Annotated in this window: 13 protein-coding genes and 1 tRNA gene; 9 read left to right on the top strand and 5 right to left on the bottom strand. The window is 65.1% G+C overall.

The features are described 5' to 3' along the window. Position 1 precedes the first annotated feature (1 nt). Positions 2–655 (bottom strand): hypothetical protein, encoded by a 654-nt coding sequence (locus tag ACIPC1_RS07415; RefSeq protein WP_402514135.1) that lies wholly within the window; start codon positions 653–655, stop codon positions 2–4. A gap of 760 nt (positions 656–1,415) precedes the next feature. Between ACIPC1_RS07415 and ACIPC1_RS07410 the strand changes: the two genes are divergently transcribed. After that, a complete protein-coding gene (locus tag ACIPC1_RS07410; RefSeq protein ID WP_402514133.1) occupies positions 1,416–2,399 on the top strand; it encodes a serine protease in 984 nt (327 codons plus the stop codon). 149 nt (positions 2,400–2,548) lie between these two features. Here ACIPC1_RS07410 and ACIPC1_RS07405 read toward each other — a convergent pair whose 3' ends face one another. Together ACIPC1_RS07405 and ACIPC1_RS07400 are read right to left on the bottom strand one after the other, a co-directional pair. Next, a complete protein-coding gene (locus ACIPC1_RS07405) occupies positions 2,549–3,535 on the bottom strand; it encodes a PIN domain-containing protein (protein WP_402514132.1) in 987 nt (328 codons plus the stop codon). A 9-nt stretch (positions 3,536–3,544) separates the two neighbouring features. Then, entirely contained in the window at positions 3,545–3,700 is a 156-nt protein-coding gene (locus ACIPC1_RS07400; RefSeq protein WP_402514129.1) for a hypothetical protein, read from the bottom strand. Positions 3,701–3,835: 135 nt separating this feature from the next. On the opposite strand from ACIPC1_RS07400, the gene ACIPC1_RS07395 reads away from it, so the two are divergent. The 4 genes from ACIPC1_RS07395 (at position 3,836) to ACIPC1_RS07380 (ending at position 7,503) form a co-directional block, all read left to right on the top strand. Beyond that, positions 3,836–4,720, top strand: a complete 885-nt coding sequence (locus ACIPC1_RS07395) for a bifunctional DNA primase/polymerase (RefSeq protein WP_402514127.1) — start codon at positions 3,836–3,838, stop codon at positions 4,718–4,720. Continuing rightward, positions 4,717–5,853 carry an AAA family ATPase gene (locus ACIPC1_RS07390; protein ID WP_402514125.1) on the top strand — a complete coding sequence of 379 codons (1,137 nt, stop codon included), beginning with the start codon at positions 4,717–4,719 and terminating at the stop codon, positions 5,851–5,853. The genes ACIPC1_RS07395 and ACIPC1_RS07390 overlap by 4 nt, the downstream gene beginning before the upstream one ends. Beyond that, positions 5,850–6,044 (top strand): helix-turn-helix domain-containing protein, encoded by a 195-nt coding sequence (locus ACIPC1_RS07385; RefSeq protein WP_329257417.1) that lies wholly within the window; start codon positions 5,850–5,852, stop codon positions 6,042–6,044. The genes ACIPC1_RS07390 and ACIPC1_RS07385 overlap by 4 nt, the downstream gene beginning before the upstream one ends. A gap of 205 nt (positions 6,045–6,249) precedes the next feature. After that, positions 6,250–7,503, top strand: a complete 1,254-nt coding sequence (locus ACIPC1_RS07380; protein WP_402514123.1) for a tyrosine-type recombinase/integrase — start codon at positions 6,250–6,252, stop codon at positions 7,501–7,503. Between the two features lie 116 nt (positions 7,504–7,619). Here the strand turns inward: ACIPC1_RS07380 and ACIPC1_RS07375 are convergent, their stop codons facing one another. Both ACIPC1_RS07375 and ACIPC1_RS07370 read right to left on the bottom strand, forming a co-directional pair. Further along, on the bottom strand, positions 7,620–8,543 hold the full coding sequence (locus tag ACIPC1_RS07375; RefSeq protein WP_402514121.1) for a hypothetical protein: 924 nt from the start codon (positions 8,541–8,543) through the stop codon (positions 7,620–7,622). A 342-nt stretch (positions 8,544–8,885) separates the two neighbouring features. Then, positions 8,886–8,957 (bottom strand) — tRNA-Arg (locus tag ACIPC1_RS07370). A gap of 152 nt (positions 8,958–9,109) precedes the next feature. On the opposite strand from ACIPC1_RS07370, the gene ACIPC1_RS07365 reads away from it, so the two are divergent. From ACIPC1_RS07365 to ACIPC1_RS07350, 4 genes are all read left to right on the top strand, one after another. Beyond that, the gene (locus ACIPC1_RS07365; RefSeq protein WP_402514851.1) at positions 9,110–9,637 is read left to right on the top strand and encodes a response regulator; all 528 of its coding nucleotides are present in this window, start codon (positions 9,110–9,112) and stop codon (positions 9,635–9,637) included. 474 nt (positions 9,638–10,111) lie between these two features. Continuing rightward, positions 10,112–11,227 (top strand): ArgS-related anticodon-binding protein NrtL, encoded by a 1,116-nt coding sequence (gene nrtL / locus ACIPC1_RS07360; RefSeq protein ID WP_402514119.1) that lies wholly within the window; start codon positions 10,112–10,114, stop codon positions 11,225–11,227. Positions 11,228–11,344: 117 nt separating this feature from the next. Beyond that, positions 11,345–12,736: a diaminopimelate decarboxylase gene (lysA, locus tag ACIPC1_RS07355; RefSeq protein WP_402514118.1), complete on the top strand. Its 1,392-nt coding sequence runs from the start codon at positions 11,345–11,347 to the stop codon at positions 12,734–12,736. 299 nt (positions 12,737–13,035) lie between these two features. Then, a complete protein-coding gene (locus tag ACIPC1_RS07350) occupies positions 13,036–14,334 on the top strand; it encodes a homoserine dehydrogenase (RefSeq protein ID WP_402514848.1) in 1,299 nt (432 codons plus the stop codon). Positions 14,335–14,337: the final 3 nt, after the last annotated feature.

Genomic DNA, 14,337 nt, shown 5'->3' with positions numbered 1-14,337 from the left:
GTCAAGCAGACCGTGTGGCTTGGGCCTGTTCAGACGCGAGCAGGTGCTCAAGCCTCCTCCGCTCACTGTCGAGCGCGGCGAGCATCCGCGTGTGAGTGTGTTCGAAGTCGGGCTCGACCTCGACGCCGAGGTCATGGCGCAGAGTGACCCCCAGCAGGTACACCCCGTCGGACAATGGGCCGCTGAACCAAGCTTTGGCCCGGTCGTACGACCCGTTCGGGTCAGGACTGCGCGGCAACTGCTTTACGACGGAGTACCCGACTCCGAGCGCCCTGTTGAGGGTCGAGGCGATCTGATGGACATGCTTCGGCAGCGCCATCTGTGCCAAAGAGTACTGCTCTGACCAGGCCTCCTTGGCTGTGTCGAGGGCTGCCGGCTCGATGCTTTCACCGCGCTCGGCTGCTCGGACTGCGTCTCGGGCAGCGACCCGGTAGGCGCGCGCCGTGGTGTTCAGACGGGCATAGAGATCCCGTCTGGCTTCCTGCGCTCGGTCGTGACGGTCCTCTGCCCGTTCACGATCGGCACGCCGGGTTTGCTCCCGGGTGACGCGCTGGCTGAGCACTGCCCCGCCCAGAGTTCCGCCCAGCGTTCCTCCGACGCTGATGAGCGCGACGGCAAGTGTGGTCACATCCACGAGATCCCCCAACTCGTCCATTCAACTGCCCGTAGGCAGCGGGTGAAGGTGATACGCCGGTCCCCAGCAACGCTCAGGCTCCCCACCCACGGCACGGCCCAAGACCGGGACGACGATAACGAGAAGTGGACCCACCGGACTCCAACGAGTCTCATCAACTGCGGGAACGCTCAAAGATCCCGCCCACAGCTCGTCCACGGACCCCGACGTCCGGCCGCTTCGGGCGGCATCTGCCTGCACATACGCCAAGACCCCGTCCTCAGCTAAAGCGCTGATGGCGGGGTCTTTGGGCACCTCATACAGGGTGCTCCCGGCAGGATTCGAACCTGCGCACACGGCTCCGGAGAGATTGTGCCGATCGCGCACCACAACCCCTGTGACCTGCGTGGGAGTTGGTCAGAGGGCCCGTGCGACACGGAGTGTGTCGGAGGTGTGTCGGATGCCTCTCGGGTGGTGCTTACTCCTGGCCATCACCACTGCGCCGGCGCTTGGTGTCTGGCTACTGTGGCGGCGAGCTGACGGTCGACGAGATCACCTCAGGCGCAAGTTCCGTAGGTACGAAGAAATCATGGGGGACCCCGGGCTTTCGACTGATCAACGGTGGCGGTGACCTGCGGCCGCTTTATCGATCAACATCCTGACCTGCTGCTGAGCTGTTGGCAGTTGTCGGCGTTGATCATCGTTGAGTGCCCTTCCAAGGCCCGAGGACGGCCTGGAAGGGCGCTCGTGCGTTGAGTCACCGAATCAAGCCCCGTTGATTCTGGGTAGCAAGCATCAACGGGTGTACGCAATACCCGAGCCACTGCCCGATATTGGTGTTACCGTGATCGCACAACGCATATTGAGTGAGGTCAACGTGGGGATTCCATTCGCTGTTAACAGCTTCAATAGACAGCTACTCTTCTGCACCGTACGAATCGAAACTGTGGGTGTTGGAAGTAAGGGTAGCGGTACGGGTTTCATTTACTCTGCCTCGCACGACGGGAATACGGTGACACCGGTTTTGGTCACCAATAAGCATGTTCTCGCTGGCTCTGAGCGCTGTACCGTTTTTTTCATTCAAGGTGATGAAGAGGCCCCCCATCTCGACAAGCCAGCGGTGGGTTACGGCACTGCTTGTAATCCTGGTCCATGGGTAGGCCATCCTGACCCAGGTATTGATGTGGCAGTCATGCCATTGGGGCCGGTAATTAACGATCTCATTGCGGCCGGTCGCAGACCTTTCTACCGCACTATCCCACCGTCGGCTTGTCCGCCGGAGGATGCCTTGGGAAACCTAGATGTGGCCGAGCCGGTTACGTTCGTGGGGTATCCGAACAACTTGTATGACAGCGCTCATAACACTCCTATTATTCGTCAAGGTGCCACCGCCACGCCGATTCAGCTCGACTGGAATGGGCTTCCACAGTTCCTGATTGACGCCTCAGTCTTTCCAGGCAGTAGTGGAAGTCCCGTATTCACAACGCTTCGCACTTCGTACTTCTCAGGGAATTCGATCCAACTCGGTGCCAACACTCCTTATTTTCTCGGGATCGTCGCAGCCGTTTATCAGCGTCAGGCAACTGGTGAAATCGTTCTGGCGGCGAGTCAGCCTAGGGTCCTGTACAACGACATGATCCATCTAGGGATCGTGTACAAGTGGACTTCAATCGAAGAGGCGGTAGATGAGATGTGCCGAAAGTACGGTCTAACGAGAACGCGACTTAACGATGCGCCGGAGAGTGCTGCCGAGATCTCGGAGGAGACACCTGCTGGCGAAGTGTGATCCGTCTGAGGCCGCATCGGTCGGTGGAGCGTTCGGGCGCAGCAGCGGGTGACTGGTTGCCGGCGGCTCCGTCCGTAGCGCTCCGGCTGTGCTCACCCGCTCACGGCTGTTGAGTCAGCCTTGTATGTCAGGTCGGCTGCTGTCGACGTTCATGTGTCAAGAAAGTCCCAGTCCTCCCCGAGAATCCACCTCAGTGCAGACAGCTTGCCCTGGACGAAGCCCCAACCGAAGTCGTCCCATGGGCCGACGTTGTTCTCTCCATACCGTCGCTCAATATCACGCATGGCAGCGTTCATTTGCTCTTCTAGTTCGGGGCTAAGTGGTTCATGGCGCCCGTCTTCGACCTTTTCTTGCAGAATGAGCTTTCGTATGTACCAGACTTTTTCGAAGTATTCGTTCTCTGCTTTGAGGATTTCGGCAAGCGAACGAGTTTCGGTCTGGACTAGCTCTACCTCCTCGGCTAGCTCTGCGAACTCTTCTCCGAAGTGGCCCAGCATCAAAGAATTGAGCCCGTCCACACCGTATACATATCGAGACCGTACTTGATCGAAAATATCGGCCAGGTCCGGGTGAGGCTTTCTGTGGTCGCCTTTAGGTATAGAGAAGTCCTCGTGGTTCGATGTGGCAAAGCAAACTATTTCGCCGGTTTCATTGCCGTTCTTGATCGTGGATCTGTAGAGCTCGATAAGCAGGGCGTCTGCAATGCTGTTCTTGTTGAGGTGGAGTGGCGCCTTCTTTTCCAGGCCGCGCTTCACTGCGGCCTCATTTTCGACCGCGCCGGGTTCGATCCTCTTACCGCTTTTTAGAAGCTCGAATATTTCAGAGAAGTTTTGGAGGGATCCCTCTGCAACATAGGGGATCTGATGAGTCATCTCGGCTATCAAGCGCTGGGCTTCTTCGTCCCCGTACTCCTGGAGATCTTGCTTCAATAGTCGAAATCGCTCTCGAACGCTTCGAGTTGCAGCATTCTCTGCTCTTGGGCGGTTTCTCTCGAACTCGTCGATGATGAGCGATGGAACCAGCAGTTCAAGCTTCCCTTGATGCTTAAGAACGCGTATGGCGACGACGGTCTGCTGTCCGTCTCGCCGCCGGGCCATGTCAAGCCATATCGATGTATCGATGAGAAGTCTGAGCACAGCAGCAGGCTACGGGAGTTCATGGCCGCGTGGATGACCATTCAGGTAGTGCAGCCGACCGCCCCAGCCGCAGAGGATGTCTCCCACTTCATGCCCGCAGCCGCCGAGCGCGCGCCGTGTGCCTGCCTTGATGGGGTAGGGAAAGTGGTACTGCGATGAGGGCATGCGCTTGTCGTCTGAACTGGGGAAAATGTCGGCCAGTTTCCGTGGGACTCCGTCGGCGCACGCGCCCGTTGTCACGCAGATCATCACTCACTCACGGGCAGGCAGATCGGAAGTCGCCTCCGGCTCCTACGCCCAATGAGAGGTCGGCTCACCTCAGCCCTTGACGCAGCGTCGCGTGACTGGCACGTCTTCCCCCTCGTTCCCAACGACAAGCGGCCCGCGATCGCCGCATGGGAACAGCGCGCCACCACCGACCCCGAACGCATCACCCGATGCTGGACGCACGCCGCGTACAACGTCGGCATCGCGACCGGTCCGTCCAGCCTGGTTGTCATCGATCTGGACCGCCCCAAGCACGCCGCCGACACCCCGCCGGCAGATTGGGCTCAACACGGGGTTACGGACGGCGCCGACGTGCTCGCCGTACTCTGCGAGCGCCACGGCCAGCCCCTCCCCACCGACACGTACACGGTCCGCACTTGGAGCGGCGGCAGTCACCTGTACTTCTCTGCCAGGACAGGTGAGCCCCTGCGCAACACTGCTGGGGACAGCGCCCGCGGGCTCGGCTGGAAGGTCGACACCCGCGCCACGGGCGGACTCGTTGTCGGTGCGGGCAGCACCTTCAACGGACACCCCTACGAGGTCACCCACAACGCCCCTGTGGCGCCGCTGCCGGGCTGGCTCGCCGAACTGCTACGCCCCGTGCCACTGCCCCCGCAGCGACCCGTCACGGTCGCACTCGTCACCCGCGACCGGCGCACGGCGTTCCTTAGCGCCGCGGTCAATGGCGAGTTGGCTCGCGTCACCGGTTCCGGTGAGAACCAGCACAACCAGGCGCTCTACCTCGCCTCGGTAGCCCTCGGACAGCTTGTCGCCGGGGGAGAGCTGAGCGAGGCCGACGTGACCGGCTGGCTCCTCATCGCCGCGCTCCAAGTGGGCCAGGGCGAGCGCGAGGCCCGCCGCACCATCGCGTCCGGCCTGCGGGCCGGGGCCAACCGTCCCCGAAGGGTCGCGGCATGAGTACCAGCCCGATTCCCCCGCTGCACCTGTACTCCGTGCCCAGCGACCCGCAACCCTCGGCAGTAGCGCCGCCGAAGCGGGAGCGTCCGCGGACGGCATGGACGGCCGATCAGCTCATGGCCGCGGACTTCCCAGAGCCGAAATGGGCCGTGCCCGGCCTCCTCGCCGGACCGCCGAAGGTCGGCAAATCCTGGCTCTCCCTCGGACTCGCCCTCGCCGTCGCGGCCGGCGGACAGGCCTTCGACTCCGTCCCAGTTGAGGGCGGACCGGTGCTCTACCTTGCGCTGGAAGACACCCCGCGCCGTCTCCAGACCCGTATGGGCAAGCTCCTGGGAGGTCAGCAGGCGCCCGCCGGGCTCACCCTCGTGACCGAGTGCCCGCCCTTCCCCCAGGGCGGCACCGAGGCCATCGCACACTGGCTGGACCGCAACCCGGACGCACGCCTGGTCGTCATCGACGTGCTCGCCAAGATGCGCGGCCAAGCACCACAGGGGGTGTCGGCGTACGACGCGGATTACGTCTCCGTCAGCTACGCGAAGCGGCTCGCGGACTACTACGGCGTGGCCGTCGTCCTGGTCCACCACGTCCGTAAGGCGGGCTCGGACGACTTCCTGACGGAGGTCTCCGGGACCAACGGCATCGCGGGCGCCGCGGACGCCACGCTCGTACTGAAGCGGGCTCGCGGGCAGGCGGACGGCATCCTGCACGTCACCGGCCGGGACGTGGACGAAACCGAGTACGCGCTGCAGTTCCAAGCTGCCTCCGGAGCCTGGCACTTGCTGGACGGCCCCGCGTCCGACCACACCGTGGGCGACACCCGAGCCGCGATCCTGCGGTACGTCCGAGCCAACCCCGGCGCGAAGCCCAAGGACATGGCGGGCGAGCTGCCGCACGTCGACCTGGACACGATCCGCCGGACGTGCTCGCGCATGGCCGAGGCAGGACAGCTCACCAAGGACGCCGGCGGGCGGTACTACCCGGACACCGAGACCCGGACACAGGGTGCCCAAGAGGTGTCCGCACTGTCCGACTGTCCGGTTACCCCATCTGACCAGCACGAACACCCCGGACAGTCGGAATTGGAGCTGTCCGGGCTGTCCGGGTCGACCGAAGCTGAAGGGACGGCGGTATGAGCGCCCGCGTGCTGGACGAGAAGTTGACCGTCGCGGAGGTCATTACTGATCTGAAGGTGGCTCCGTCGACCTTCTACCGATGGCGTCAACTCGGGAAGGGCCCGCGCTCGATCAAGCTGCCGAACGGCGACGTGCGCATTCGCCGGTCCGAGTACGAGCGGTGGCTTGCGGAGCGGGAGGACGCTGCGTGAGCGCGACGAACGACACCCCTGTCGGCCGCTCTCGGGGGTCGGCACGGCCGGGGTACTCCCTGGACGTCAAGCTGTGGAATGTCGCGAGCACGGGGCGGAAGTCTCGCCCCTACCGCCTGCGTTGGGTGGTTGCCGGGCAGGTGTACGTGGCACCTTCGCCACGTCCGCACTCGCCGAGAGTCGGCGTTCGGAGCTGTGGCAGGCCATGAACCGGCGCGGTGAGGCATTCGAGATCGAATCAGGTCTGCCTGAGTCCGAAGTCCGCGCGGCGGCGGAAGCGGTCGAAGCGGCCGAGGCCGAGGCGCCGTTGCGGTGGTTCGAATTCTGCCGGAAGTACGTTGCCGGGCGGTGGCGTACCAGCGCCGCCAAGACGCGCGAAAGCATGGCGGACGGTCTTGCGGCTGTGGCGCTCGCCATGGTGAAGCGTGGGGACGGCGCTCCCAAGGACACGGACCTGCGGCTGGCGTTCCGGTGGGGAGTTGTCCCGGCGAATGCTGGGGAGGATCCACCGGCCGAACTGAAAGCCGCGTATGAGTGGCTCACGACCAAGGACCGAGCGGTAGTCGCCTTGGGCGACGCTGAGGCTTTCGAAGACGTGATGTATCGGCTCAACTACCGACTGGACGGCACCCAGGCGGCAGGGGAGACGTACAAGCGGCGGCGCCGTGCTCTGAACACCGCCCTTGAACACGCGGTGGACGTCGGGGAGCTCCCGGAGAATCCGCTCCTGCGGGCCCGCAGGAAGCGAGGTGGCTCTGACAGCGCGGTTGATCGGCGCGTCCTCGTGAACGCCGTACAGGGGCGCCAGTTGCTCACTGCCGTTTCCTACGTCGGGTCGTGGGACCGCAACCGCGGCCGTCGTCTCGTGGCGTTCTACGCGGTGCTGTACTACGCGGGGCTTCGGCCTGCTGAGGCGGTAGGACTGCGGCTGTCCGACTGCTACCTACCGGAGACGGGTTGGGGCACGCTGACGCTGCGAGAGACACGTCCCGTCTCTGGCAAGCAGTGGACCGACTCCGGCGAGCGGCACGACCGCCGGGGTCTGAAAGCCCGCGAGGCAAATACGGACCGACCGGTTCCCATCCCGCCCGTCCTGGTCGCCATCCTTCGGGCGCACCTGAAGGAATTCGGGACCGCCAAGGAGGGGCGGGTGTTCGGGAACGAGCGTGGGGGAGTTGTCGGCTCTTCGACGTACTGGCGCGCGTGGGAGGAAGCGCGGAAGTACGCCCTCCCACCGGAACGCGTCGAATCTCCTCTGGCCGTGCGCCCGTACGACCTGCGGCATGCGTGCATCACGCGGTGGCTGAATGCTGGGGTGCCGATCGCTGAGGTAGCGCGTCGAGTCGGCAACTCCCCGGAAGTGATCCACCGCCGCTATCACGGCTGCATCGATGGCCATGAGGAAGTCGCCAATGCCGAGATAGCGAAATCGCTGGAGGATGAAGGAGACACGGAGTAGTCGTGTACTACGCACTGAGGGGCGGCCCGTGAGTTTTCTGGGCTGCCTCTCAGTTCTGTTCAGGGTGCTGAAGAATCCACAGCGAGGTCGCCGCAAGGAGAGTGATCAGGTGTCGATCAAACCGGCTGGCCGTTTACGGAGGAAGGCTTCCCCTGTTTGGGAATTTTTCGCTTCTTCGGCTTTCCTGCGGTCGGTGAGGGTTCTTTATTCGGATTGCCTCCCTTGGTACCTACCTTCGCGCTGGCCGCGAGTACCTCGTCGATAATTTGACGGCGCACTTCGATGGCGTCCGGACGGTCGAGGGCTTCGGCGAGGCGTTCGGCGGTAAGGTAGTGGCTATTGAGTACGGGCTGATCGAAGTAGCGGTTCAACTGTCCGATGGATTCCCTGTACAAGGTTAGGTAGGTCTTGGACAGGTAACCAGACAGAAGCGTACTGAATGCGGCCAGTGCTCCAATGAACCATCGCATTTCTTCGAGGGGCACATAGGCGCCAGCGAAAGCGGCAGACACGAGTAGTAGGAGCCCAACGTTCATGGCAATCCGAGAAGAACGGAATGCCTTGTCTGCCTGGTCGGTGACAATTCGGTGATATTCGTTAATCTGGCCTTGATTTAGGCCCATGAGTGTGGCTAGCTCGGTTTCCTTCTTAAGCTTTTCCAGTACTTCTCGCTTGTATTCTTCCTCGGCTTTAAGGATTTCATTGTAGTGCTTGTTCTCATTAGCCATATACTGTCGGCGTGCGATTAAGAAGATGATCAAGGTAACGGCTGTGGCGATTGCAAGGATGGCGAGCGACCAGTAGAACCACGTTGCATCCAATGGATTCGGCGAACTCTGGCCTTCTTGCTCGCCTTTGGAGGAACTGTCATCCCTGAATATGCCAGTAAGTCCAAGCACTGCAATAAGCGCGCATGCGAATAGGACGTTATCGGTGCGGCGACTGTTGCGGCGGATTCGTGATTGGCTTACGTGGTATGTAGGCGCATCACCGGTAATGACAAAACGGCTACGTCCTTCACTTGATGTGCCAGTGTCCATCTTTCGCCCCCAGTGTCATGATCAGGCAAAGGAGCCTAGTGCCGCAGCCCCCATCGTGGGTGCCGTTAAGCGGAGTTCGGTGGGGTTTTCCGGCCAAGGGGGCGGTGGAGGGCTGCGCGTGTGGCATCCCTGCTCTGAGGTTATCGAGATGGCACGGCTCTGCTCCGTCCCCGTCAGGTTCATCGACGGACGCTGAAGCTGACGGCACTTGCGTGTGTCGGAGGTGTGTCGCGAATAGTGAGAGACAACGAGAAAGAGCGGGAGTCAGTGAGACTGACTCCCGCTCTCTCATGTCGGCATCCGCACAGGTCAGAGCATGATTCTTGCTGGCTGACTGGCGAGTGCCCCCGGCAGGATTCGAACCTGCGCACACGGCTCCGGAGGCCGTTGCTCTATCCCCTGAGCTACGGGGGCGTGTCGGGCGCTTGGTGTGCGGCGACGGGTTGAACCCTACCAGCTCTTTTGGGGGTGACTGGCATGGGTTTCGGTGGGGGAGGGGCGGGGTGTTGTGGGGGGAGGGGTGGGCTCAGGGTGGGGTGGAGGTGGGTCGTCCGGACGGGGTGGAAGTGGGGAAAACCCGGACGCGGCGGCGGGTGCGGACCTACCCTCAAGTTGTGCCAGGCGCGTCGGGCCGGGTGCTTGTTGTGGACGACAACAAGGTCATCCGGCAGCTGATCAGGGTCAACCTTGAGCTGGAGGGTCTCGAGGTCGTGACCGCGGCCGATGGTGCCGAATGCCTGGACATCGTGCATCAGGTGCGGCCCGATGTGGTGACACTCGATGTGGTCATGCCCCGGCTGGACGGGCTGCGCACCGCCGCTCGCCTTCGGGCCGACCCGCGGACCCGGAATCTTCCCCTCGCCATCGTCAGCGCCTGCACTCAGTACGAGGTCGAGAGCGGGCTCGATGTCGGGGTCGACGCATTCCTTGCCAAGCCCTTCGAGCCTGCCGAACTCGTCAAGCTCGTACGGCAGTTGATGGAGCGTCGGGGGAGCGGCGGTGGTGATCGCGATGGCACCGGGGGCCACTTTCCGGGTGTCTTTGGCGCCGAGGAAGCCGAGCGTGCCGAGCGCGCTGGACGTTCCGGTCACTGATCCATCGAGTCGGTCACCGATCCATCGATGGCCGATGCGTCAATTGCCGGTGCATGAGTCACTGACGCATCAGGCAGCGACGTGCCGCCGATGGGTTCATTCCGGGCCACCGAGGCGGGCCAACCGAGACGAGCCACCTACAGCGTCGGCAGTCGTGTCGGCAGCCGTGTCACCAGCCGTGTCACCAGCCGCGTCGGCAGCCGGGTCATCACCGGCTCCGTCACCGGCTCCATCAATGCATTCATCCATACCTTCATCAACGTCGTCGACCGAGTCGCGACCTGTCTCCGACCCTGGCGCACCCCACCCCAACAAGCCCCCGCTCACCGAAGCCGCCGCAACGCGATCACCCCCTGCGCCGCCCCCAGACAGCACCGGGTTCCCCGGCCCTCGGCCTCGCCCAGCTCGTCCACATTCCGGACCACGCCCAAACCGACTCGCCTACCCACCCCCCTCCTCCCCTAGGCTTGTCCCGTGACCCCCGTTGAGCTCTCCCGTACCGTGCTGCGCGCGGTGCGTCGTGCCGTGGACGAGGGGGAGCTGAGCGTGGTGGTGCCGGCACGGGTCGTGGTGACGGCGCCGGGGGCCGGGGGGTGTGGGGACTACGCCACGAACATCGCGTTGCAGCTGGCTCGGCCGGCCGGGCGGGCGCCGCGGCAGGTCGCTGAGATCCTCCGGCCGCATCTCAGCAGCGCGCCCGGTGTCGCGGACGTCGCGATCACCGGACCCGGGTTTCTGAACATCAGCCTCGACCAGGGCGCTGCCGCCGGCACGCTCGTGTCCGAGATCCTCCGAGAAGGCAGCCGGTACGGGTACGGCGACAGCCTCGCCGGGCAGGTTATCGAGCTGCGCGTGCCGTACGACCTTCGTGCCGAGGTCGTCGCCGACACGCTGGTACGGATCATCGCCACCCAGGGCGGCCGTGCCGAGGTGCGGCATGCCGAGCCGGTCAGTCTCCGGCCCGTCCCCGCCCCCGAGGACCCCGTGCCCCTCGGCCCCGACGCCGCCCGCTGGGCCCTGCTCCACCCCGCGCCCCATGACCGGCCCCGGATCACCGCGGACCACCTCGTCCAGCGCGAGACCAACCCGCTCTTCCGCATCCGGTACGCCCACGCCCGCACCCGCGCCCTCAGCCGCAACGCCGCGGGCCTGGGCGTCGACAGCGCCGCCGGCGACGTATCCCAAGCGCCGGAGCGCCTCACCGTCCTCGCGGACGTATCCCAAGCGCCGGAGCTCCCTACCGTCCTCGCAGACGTACCCCGACTGTCGGAGCTCCCCACCGCCCCCGAAGACGTACCCCAAGCAAGCACCGGCACAGCCGCACCCCAAACCTCAGACCTTCTCGCCACCCTCGCCGAGTACCCCCGCGCCCTCAGTGCCGCCGCAGCCCACCGCTCGCCCGACCGGCTAGCCCGGCATCTCGTCGCCGTCGCCGATGCCCTCCTGTCCTTCCAGTACACCGTGCTGCCGCTCGGGGACGAGAAACCCTCGGCCGCCCACCGGGCCCGGCTGGCGATTGCCGAAGCCGCCGGGGTGGTGTTGGTCGGCGGCCTGTCCCTGCTCGGCATCACTGCACCCGAATACCTCTGACACAGCAGACGACACAGCAGACGACACAGCAGACGACGCAGCAGATGGCGTTGCAGATGGCGTAGCAAACGCCGCAGCAGAAGACTCAGCAGACGACACAGTAGAAAGCCCACAGACATGAGCCGTTCCGCACACCCCGCCGGGCCCCGTCACGCCGATGTTCTGACCGAGGGGCACTACACCGCTCCGCCCGCGGATCTCAACGCCCTCGACCCGAAGGTCTGGGCGCACACCGTCACCCGTAACAGGGACGGAGTCGTCAGCGTCGGCGGGATAGATGTGGCCTCGCTCGCCGAGGAGTTCGGCACCCCCGCCTACTTCATCGACGAGGACGACTTCCGGGCGCGGGCGCGCGCCTGGCGTACCGCCTTCGGGCATGACGCCGACGTCTTCTACGCCGGGAAGGCGTTCCTGTCCCGGGCCGTCGTGCGCTGGCTGGACGAGGAGGGGCTGAATCTGGACGTGTGCTCCGGTGGTGAGCTCGCCACCGCCCTCTCCGCCGGTATGCCCGCCGACCGCATCGCCCTGCACGGCAACAACAAGTCCACCGAAGAGATCACCAGGGCTGTCGAGAGCGGCGTCGGACGTATCGTCCTCGACTCCTTCCAGGAGATCGTCCGTGTCGCCCACATCGCGAGGTCCCTCGGCAAGCGGCAGCGGGTGCAGATCCGGGTGACGGTGGGCGTGGAGGCGCACACCCACGAGTTCATCGCCACGGCGCACGAGGACCAGAAGTTCGGGATTCCGCTGGCCGGTGGCCAGGCCGCGGAGGCCGTACGTCGCGCCCTCCAGCTCGACGGGCTCGAACTCATCGGCATCCACAGTCACATCGGTTCGCAGATCTTCGACACCTCCGGGTTCGAGGTGGCCGCCCACCGCGTCATCGGACTGCTCAGGCAGATCCGTGACGAGCACGGTGTCGAGCTGCCCGAGATCGACCTCGGCGGCGGCCTCGGAATCGCGTACACCAGCGAGGACGACCCACGCGAGCCGCACGAGATCGCCAAGGCGCTGACCGAGATCGTCACCCGCGAGTGCGAGGCCGCCAAGCTGCGGACGCCGCGGATCTCCGTGGAGCCCGGGCGCGCCATCGTCGGTCCGACCGCCTTCACCCTCTACGAGGTCGGCACCATCAAGCCGCTCGACGGGCTTCGGACGTACGTCTCTGTCGACGGAGGCATGTCGGACAACATCCGGACGGCGTTGTACGACGCCGAGTACAGCGTCTCTCTCGTCTCGCGCGCGAGTGACGCTGAGCCGATGCTCGTCCGCGTCGTCGGCAAGCACTGCGAGAGTGGCGACATCGTGGTGCGGGACGCGTTCCTGCCCGCCGACCTGGCGCCCGGTGACCTCATCGCCGTCCCCGCCACCGGCGCCTACTGCCGGTCCATGGCCAGCAACTACAACCACGCGCTCCGCCCGCCCGTCGTCGCCGTGAGCGACGGCGAGGCCCGGGTGATCGTCCGCCGTGAAACGGAGGAGGACCTGCTCCGCCTCGACGTCGGCTGAGAGACGCCGACCACGAGACATCGGCAAGAGACATCGGCCGAGGGGCGCCGACCAAGAGACGCCGGCCGAGAGGCGTCGACCAAGAGACGTCGACCAAGAGACGTCGGCCGAGAGGCGTCGACCAAGAGACATCGGCCGCGAGACGTCGACCGACAAGCGCCACCAGGGGCGGAAGATCTCCGGTCTTCCGCCCTCGTAGAAATGAAATGGACGTCTCACGATCCGGACATGGGATAGAAAGTCCCGTCCGGTGAGTGAGACTGGTCCAACCGTGACGTAACAGGAAACGAGGTCGGATGATGCGTACGCGTCCGCTGAAGGTGGCGCTGCTGGGCTGCGGGGTAGTCGGCTCAGAGGTGGCGCGCATCATGACGACGCACGCCGACGATCTCGCCGCCAGGATCGGGGCCCCGGTGGAACTGGCCGGCGTCGCCGTACGCCGCCCCGCCAAGGTCCGTGAGGGCATCGACCCCGGCCTCATCACCACCGACGCGACCGCGCTCGTCAAACGGGGCGACATCGACGTCGTCGTCGAGGTCATCGGCGGTATCGAGCCCGCTCGTACGCTCATCACCACCGCCTTCGAGCACGGCGCCTCCGTGGTCTCGGCGAACAAGGCGCTGCTCGCCCAGGACGGTGCCGCGCTGCACGCCGCCGCCCAGGAGCAGGGCAAGGACCTCTACTACGAGGCCGCCGTCGCCGGCGCCATCCCGCTCATCCGGCCGCTGCGCGAGTCCCTCGCCGGCGACAAGATCAACCGCGTGATGGGCATCGTCAACGGCACCACCAACTTCATCCTCGACAAGATGGATTCGACGGGCGCCGGGTACCAGGAGGCGCTCGACGAGGCCACCGCGCTGGGATACGCCGAGGCCGACCCCACCGCCGACGTCGAGGGCTTCGACGCCGCCGCCAAGGCCGCGATCCTCGCCGGAATCTCCTTCCACACGCGCGTACGCCTCGACGACGTGTACCGCGAGGGCATGACCGAGGTCACCGCCTCCGACTTCGCCTCGTCGAAGGCGATGGGCTGCACCATCAAGCTGCTCGCCATCTGCGAGCGGGCCGCCGACGGCGCGTCCGTCACCGCGCGCGTGCACCCGGCCATGATTCCGCTGAGCCATCCGCTCGCCTCCGTGCGCGGCGCGTACAACGCGGTCTTCGTCGAGTCGGACGCCGCCGGGCAGCTCATGTTCTACGGGCCGGGTGCCGGAGGCGCGCCGACCGCGTCCGCCGTGCTCGGTGACCTCGTGGCCGTCTGTCGCAACAAGCTCAGCGGCGCGACCGGGCCCGGCGCCTCCGCGTACGCCCAACTGCCCGTCTCCCCCATGGGCGAGGTCGTGACGCGCTACCACATCAGCCTCGACGTGGCCGACAAGCCGGGTGTTCTCGCCCAGGTGGCCACCGTCTTCGCCGAGCACGGGGTGTCCATCGACACCGTGCGCCAGCAGAGCCGACAGGACGGGGGCGGCGAGGCCTCCCTCGTCGTAGTCACCCATCGTGCGTCCGACGCGTCCCTGAACGGGACCGTCGAGGCGCTGCGCAGCCTCGACACCGTGCGGGGTGTCGCCAGCATCATGCGGGTTGAAGGAGAGTAACCA

Source organism: Streptomyces sp. NPDC087263 (genome assembly GCF_044744645.1).
In the GTDB taxonomy this organism is placed as follows: Bacteria; Actinomycetota; Actinomycetes; order Streptomycetales; family Streptomycetaceae; genus Streptomyces.
The sequence above is the reverse complement of the archived record's forward strand: the minus strand, read 5'-3'. Positions and strand labels throughout refer to the sequence as shown.

What these genes read in the sequence shown, in the direction of transcription:
- ACIPC1_RS07375 (WP_402514121.1), bottom strand. Translation starts at nt 8,543, where the DNA reads ATGGACACTGGCACATCAAGTGAAGGACGTAGCCGTTTTGTCATTACC.
- ACIPC1_RS07400 (WP_402514129.1), bottom strand. Translation starts at nt 3,700, where the DNA reads ATGCCCTCATCGCAGTACCACTTTCCCTACCCCATCAAGGCAGGCACA.
- ACIPC1_RS07385 (WP_329257417.1), top strand. Translation starts at nt 5,850, where the DNA reads ATGAGCGCCCGCGTGCTGGACGAGAAGTTGACCGTCGCGGAGGTCATT.
- ACIPC1_RS07380 (WP_402514123.1), top strand. Translation starts at nt 6,250, where the DNA reads ATGAACCGGCGCGGTGAGGCATTCGAGATCGAATCAGGTCTGCCTGAG.
- ACIPC1_RS07395 (WP_402514127.1), top strand. Translation starts at nt 3,836, where the DNA reads ATGAGAGGTCGGCTCACCTCAGCCCTTGACGCAGCGTCGCGTGACTGG.
- ACIPC1_RS07415 (WP_402514135.1), bottom strand. Translation starts at nt 655, where the DNA reads ATGGACGAGTTGGGGGATCTCGTGGATGTGACCACACTTGCCGTCGCG.
- ACIPC1_RS07350 (WP_402514848.1), top strand. Translation starts at nt 13,036, where the DNA reads ATGCGTACGCGTCCGCTGAAGGTGGCGCTGCTGGGCTGCGGGGTAGTC.
- ACIPC1_RS07390 (WP_402514125.1), top strand. Translation starts at nt 4,717, where the DNA reads ATGAGTACCAGCCCGATTCCCCCGCTGCACCTGTACTCCGTGCCCAGC.
- lysA (WP_402514118.1), top strand. Translation starts at nt 11,345, where the DNA reads ATGAGCCGTTCCGCACACCCCGCCGGGCCCCGTCACGCCGATGTTCTG.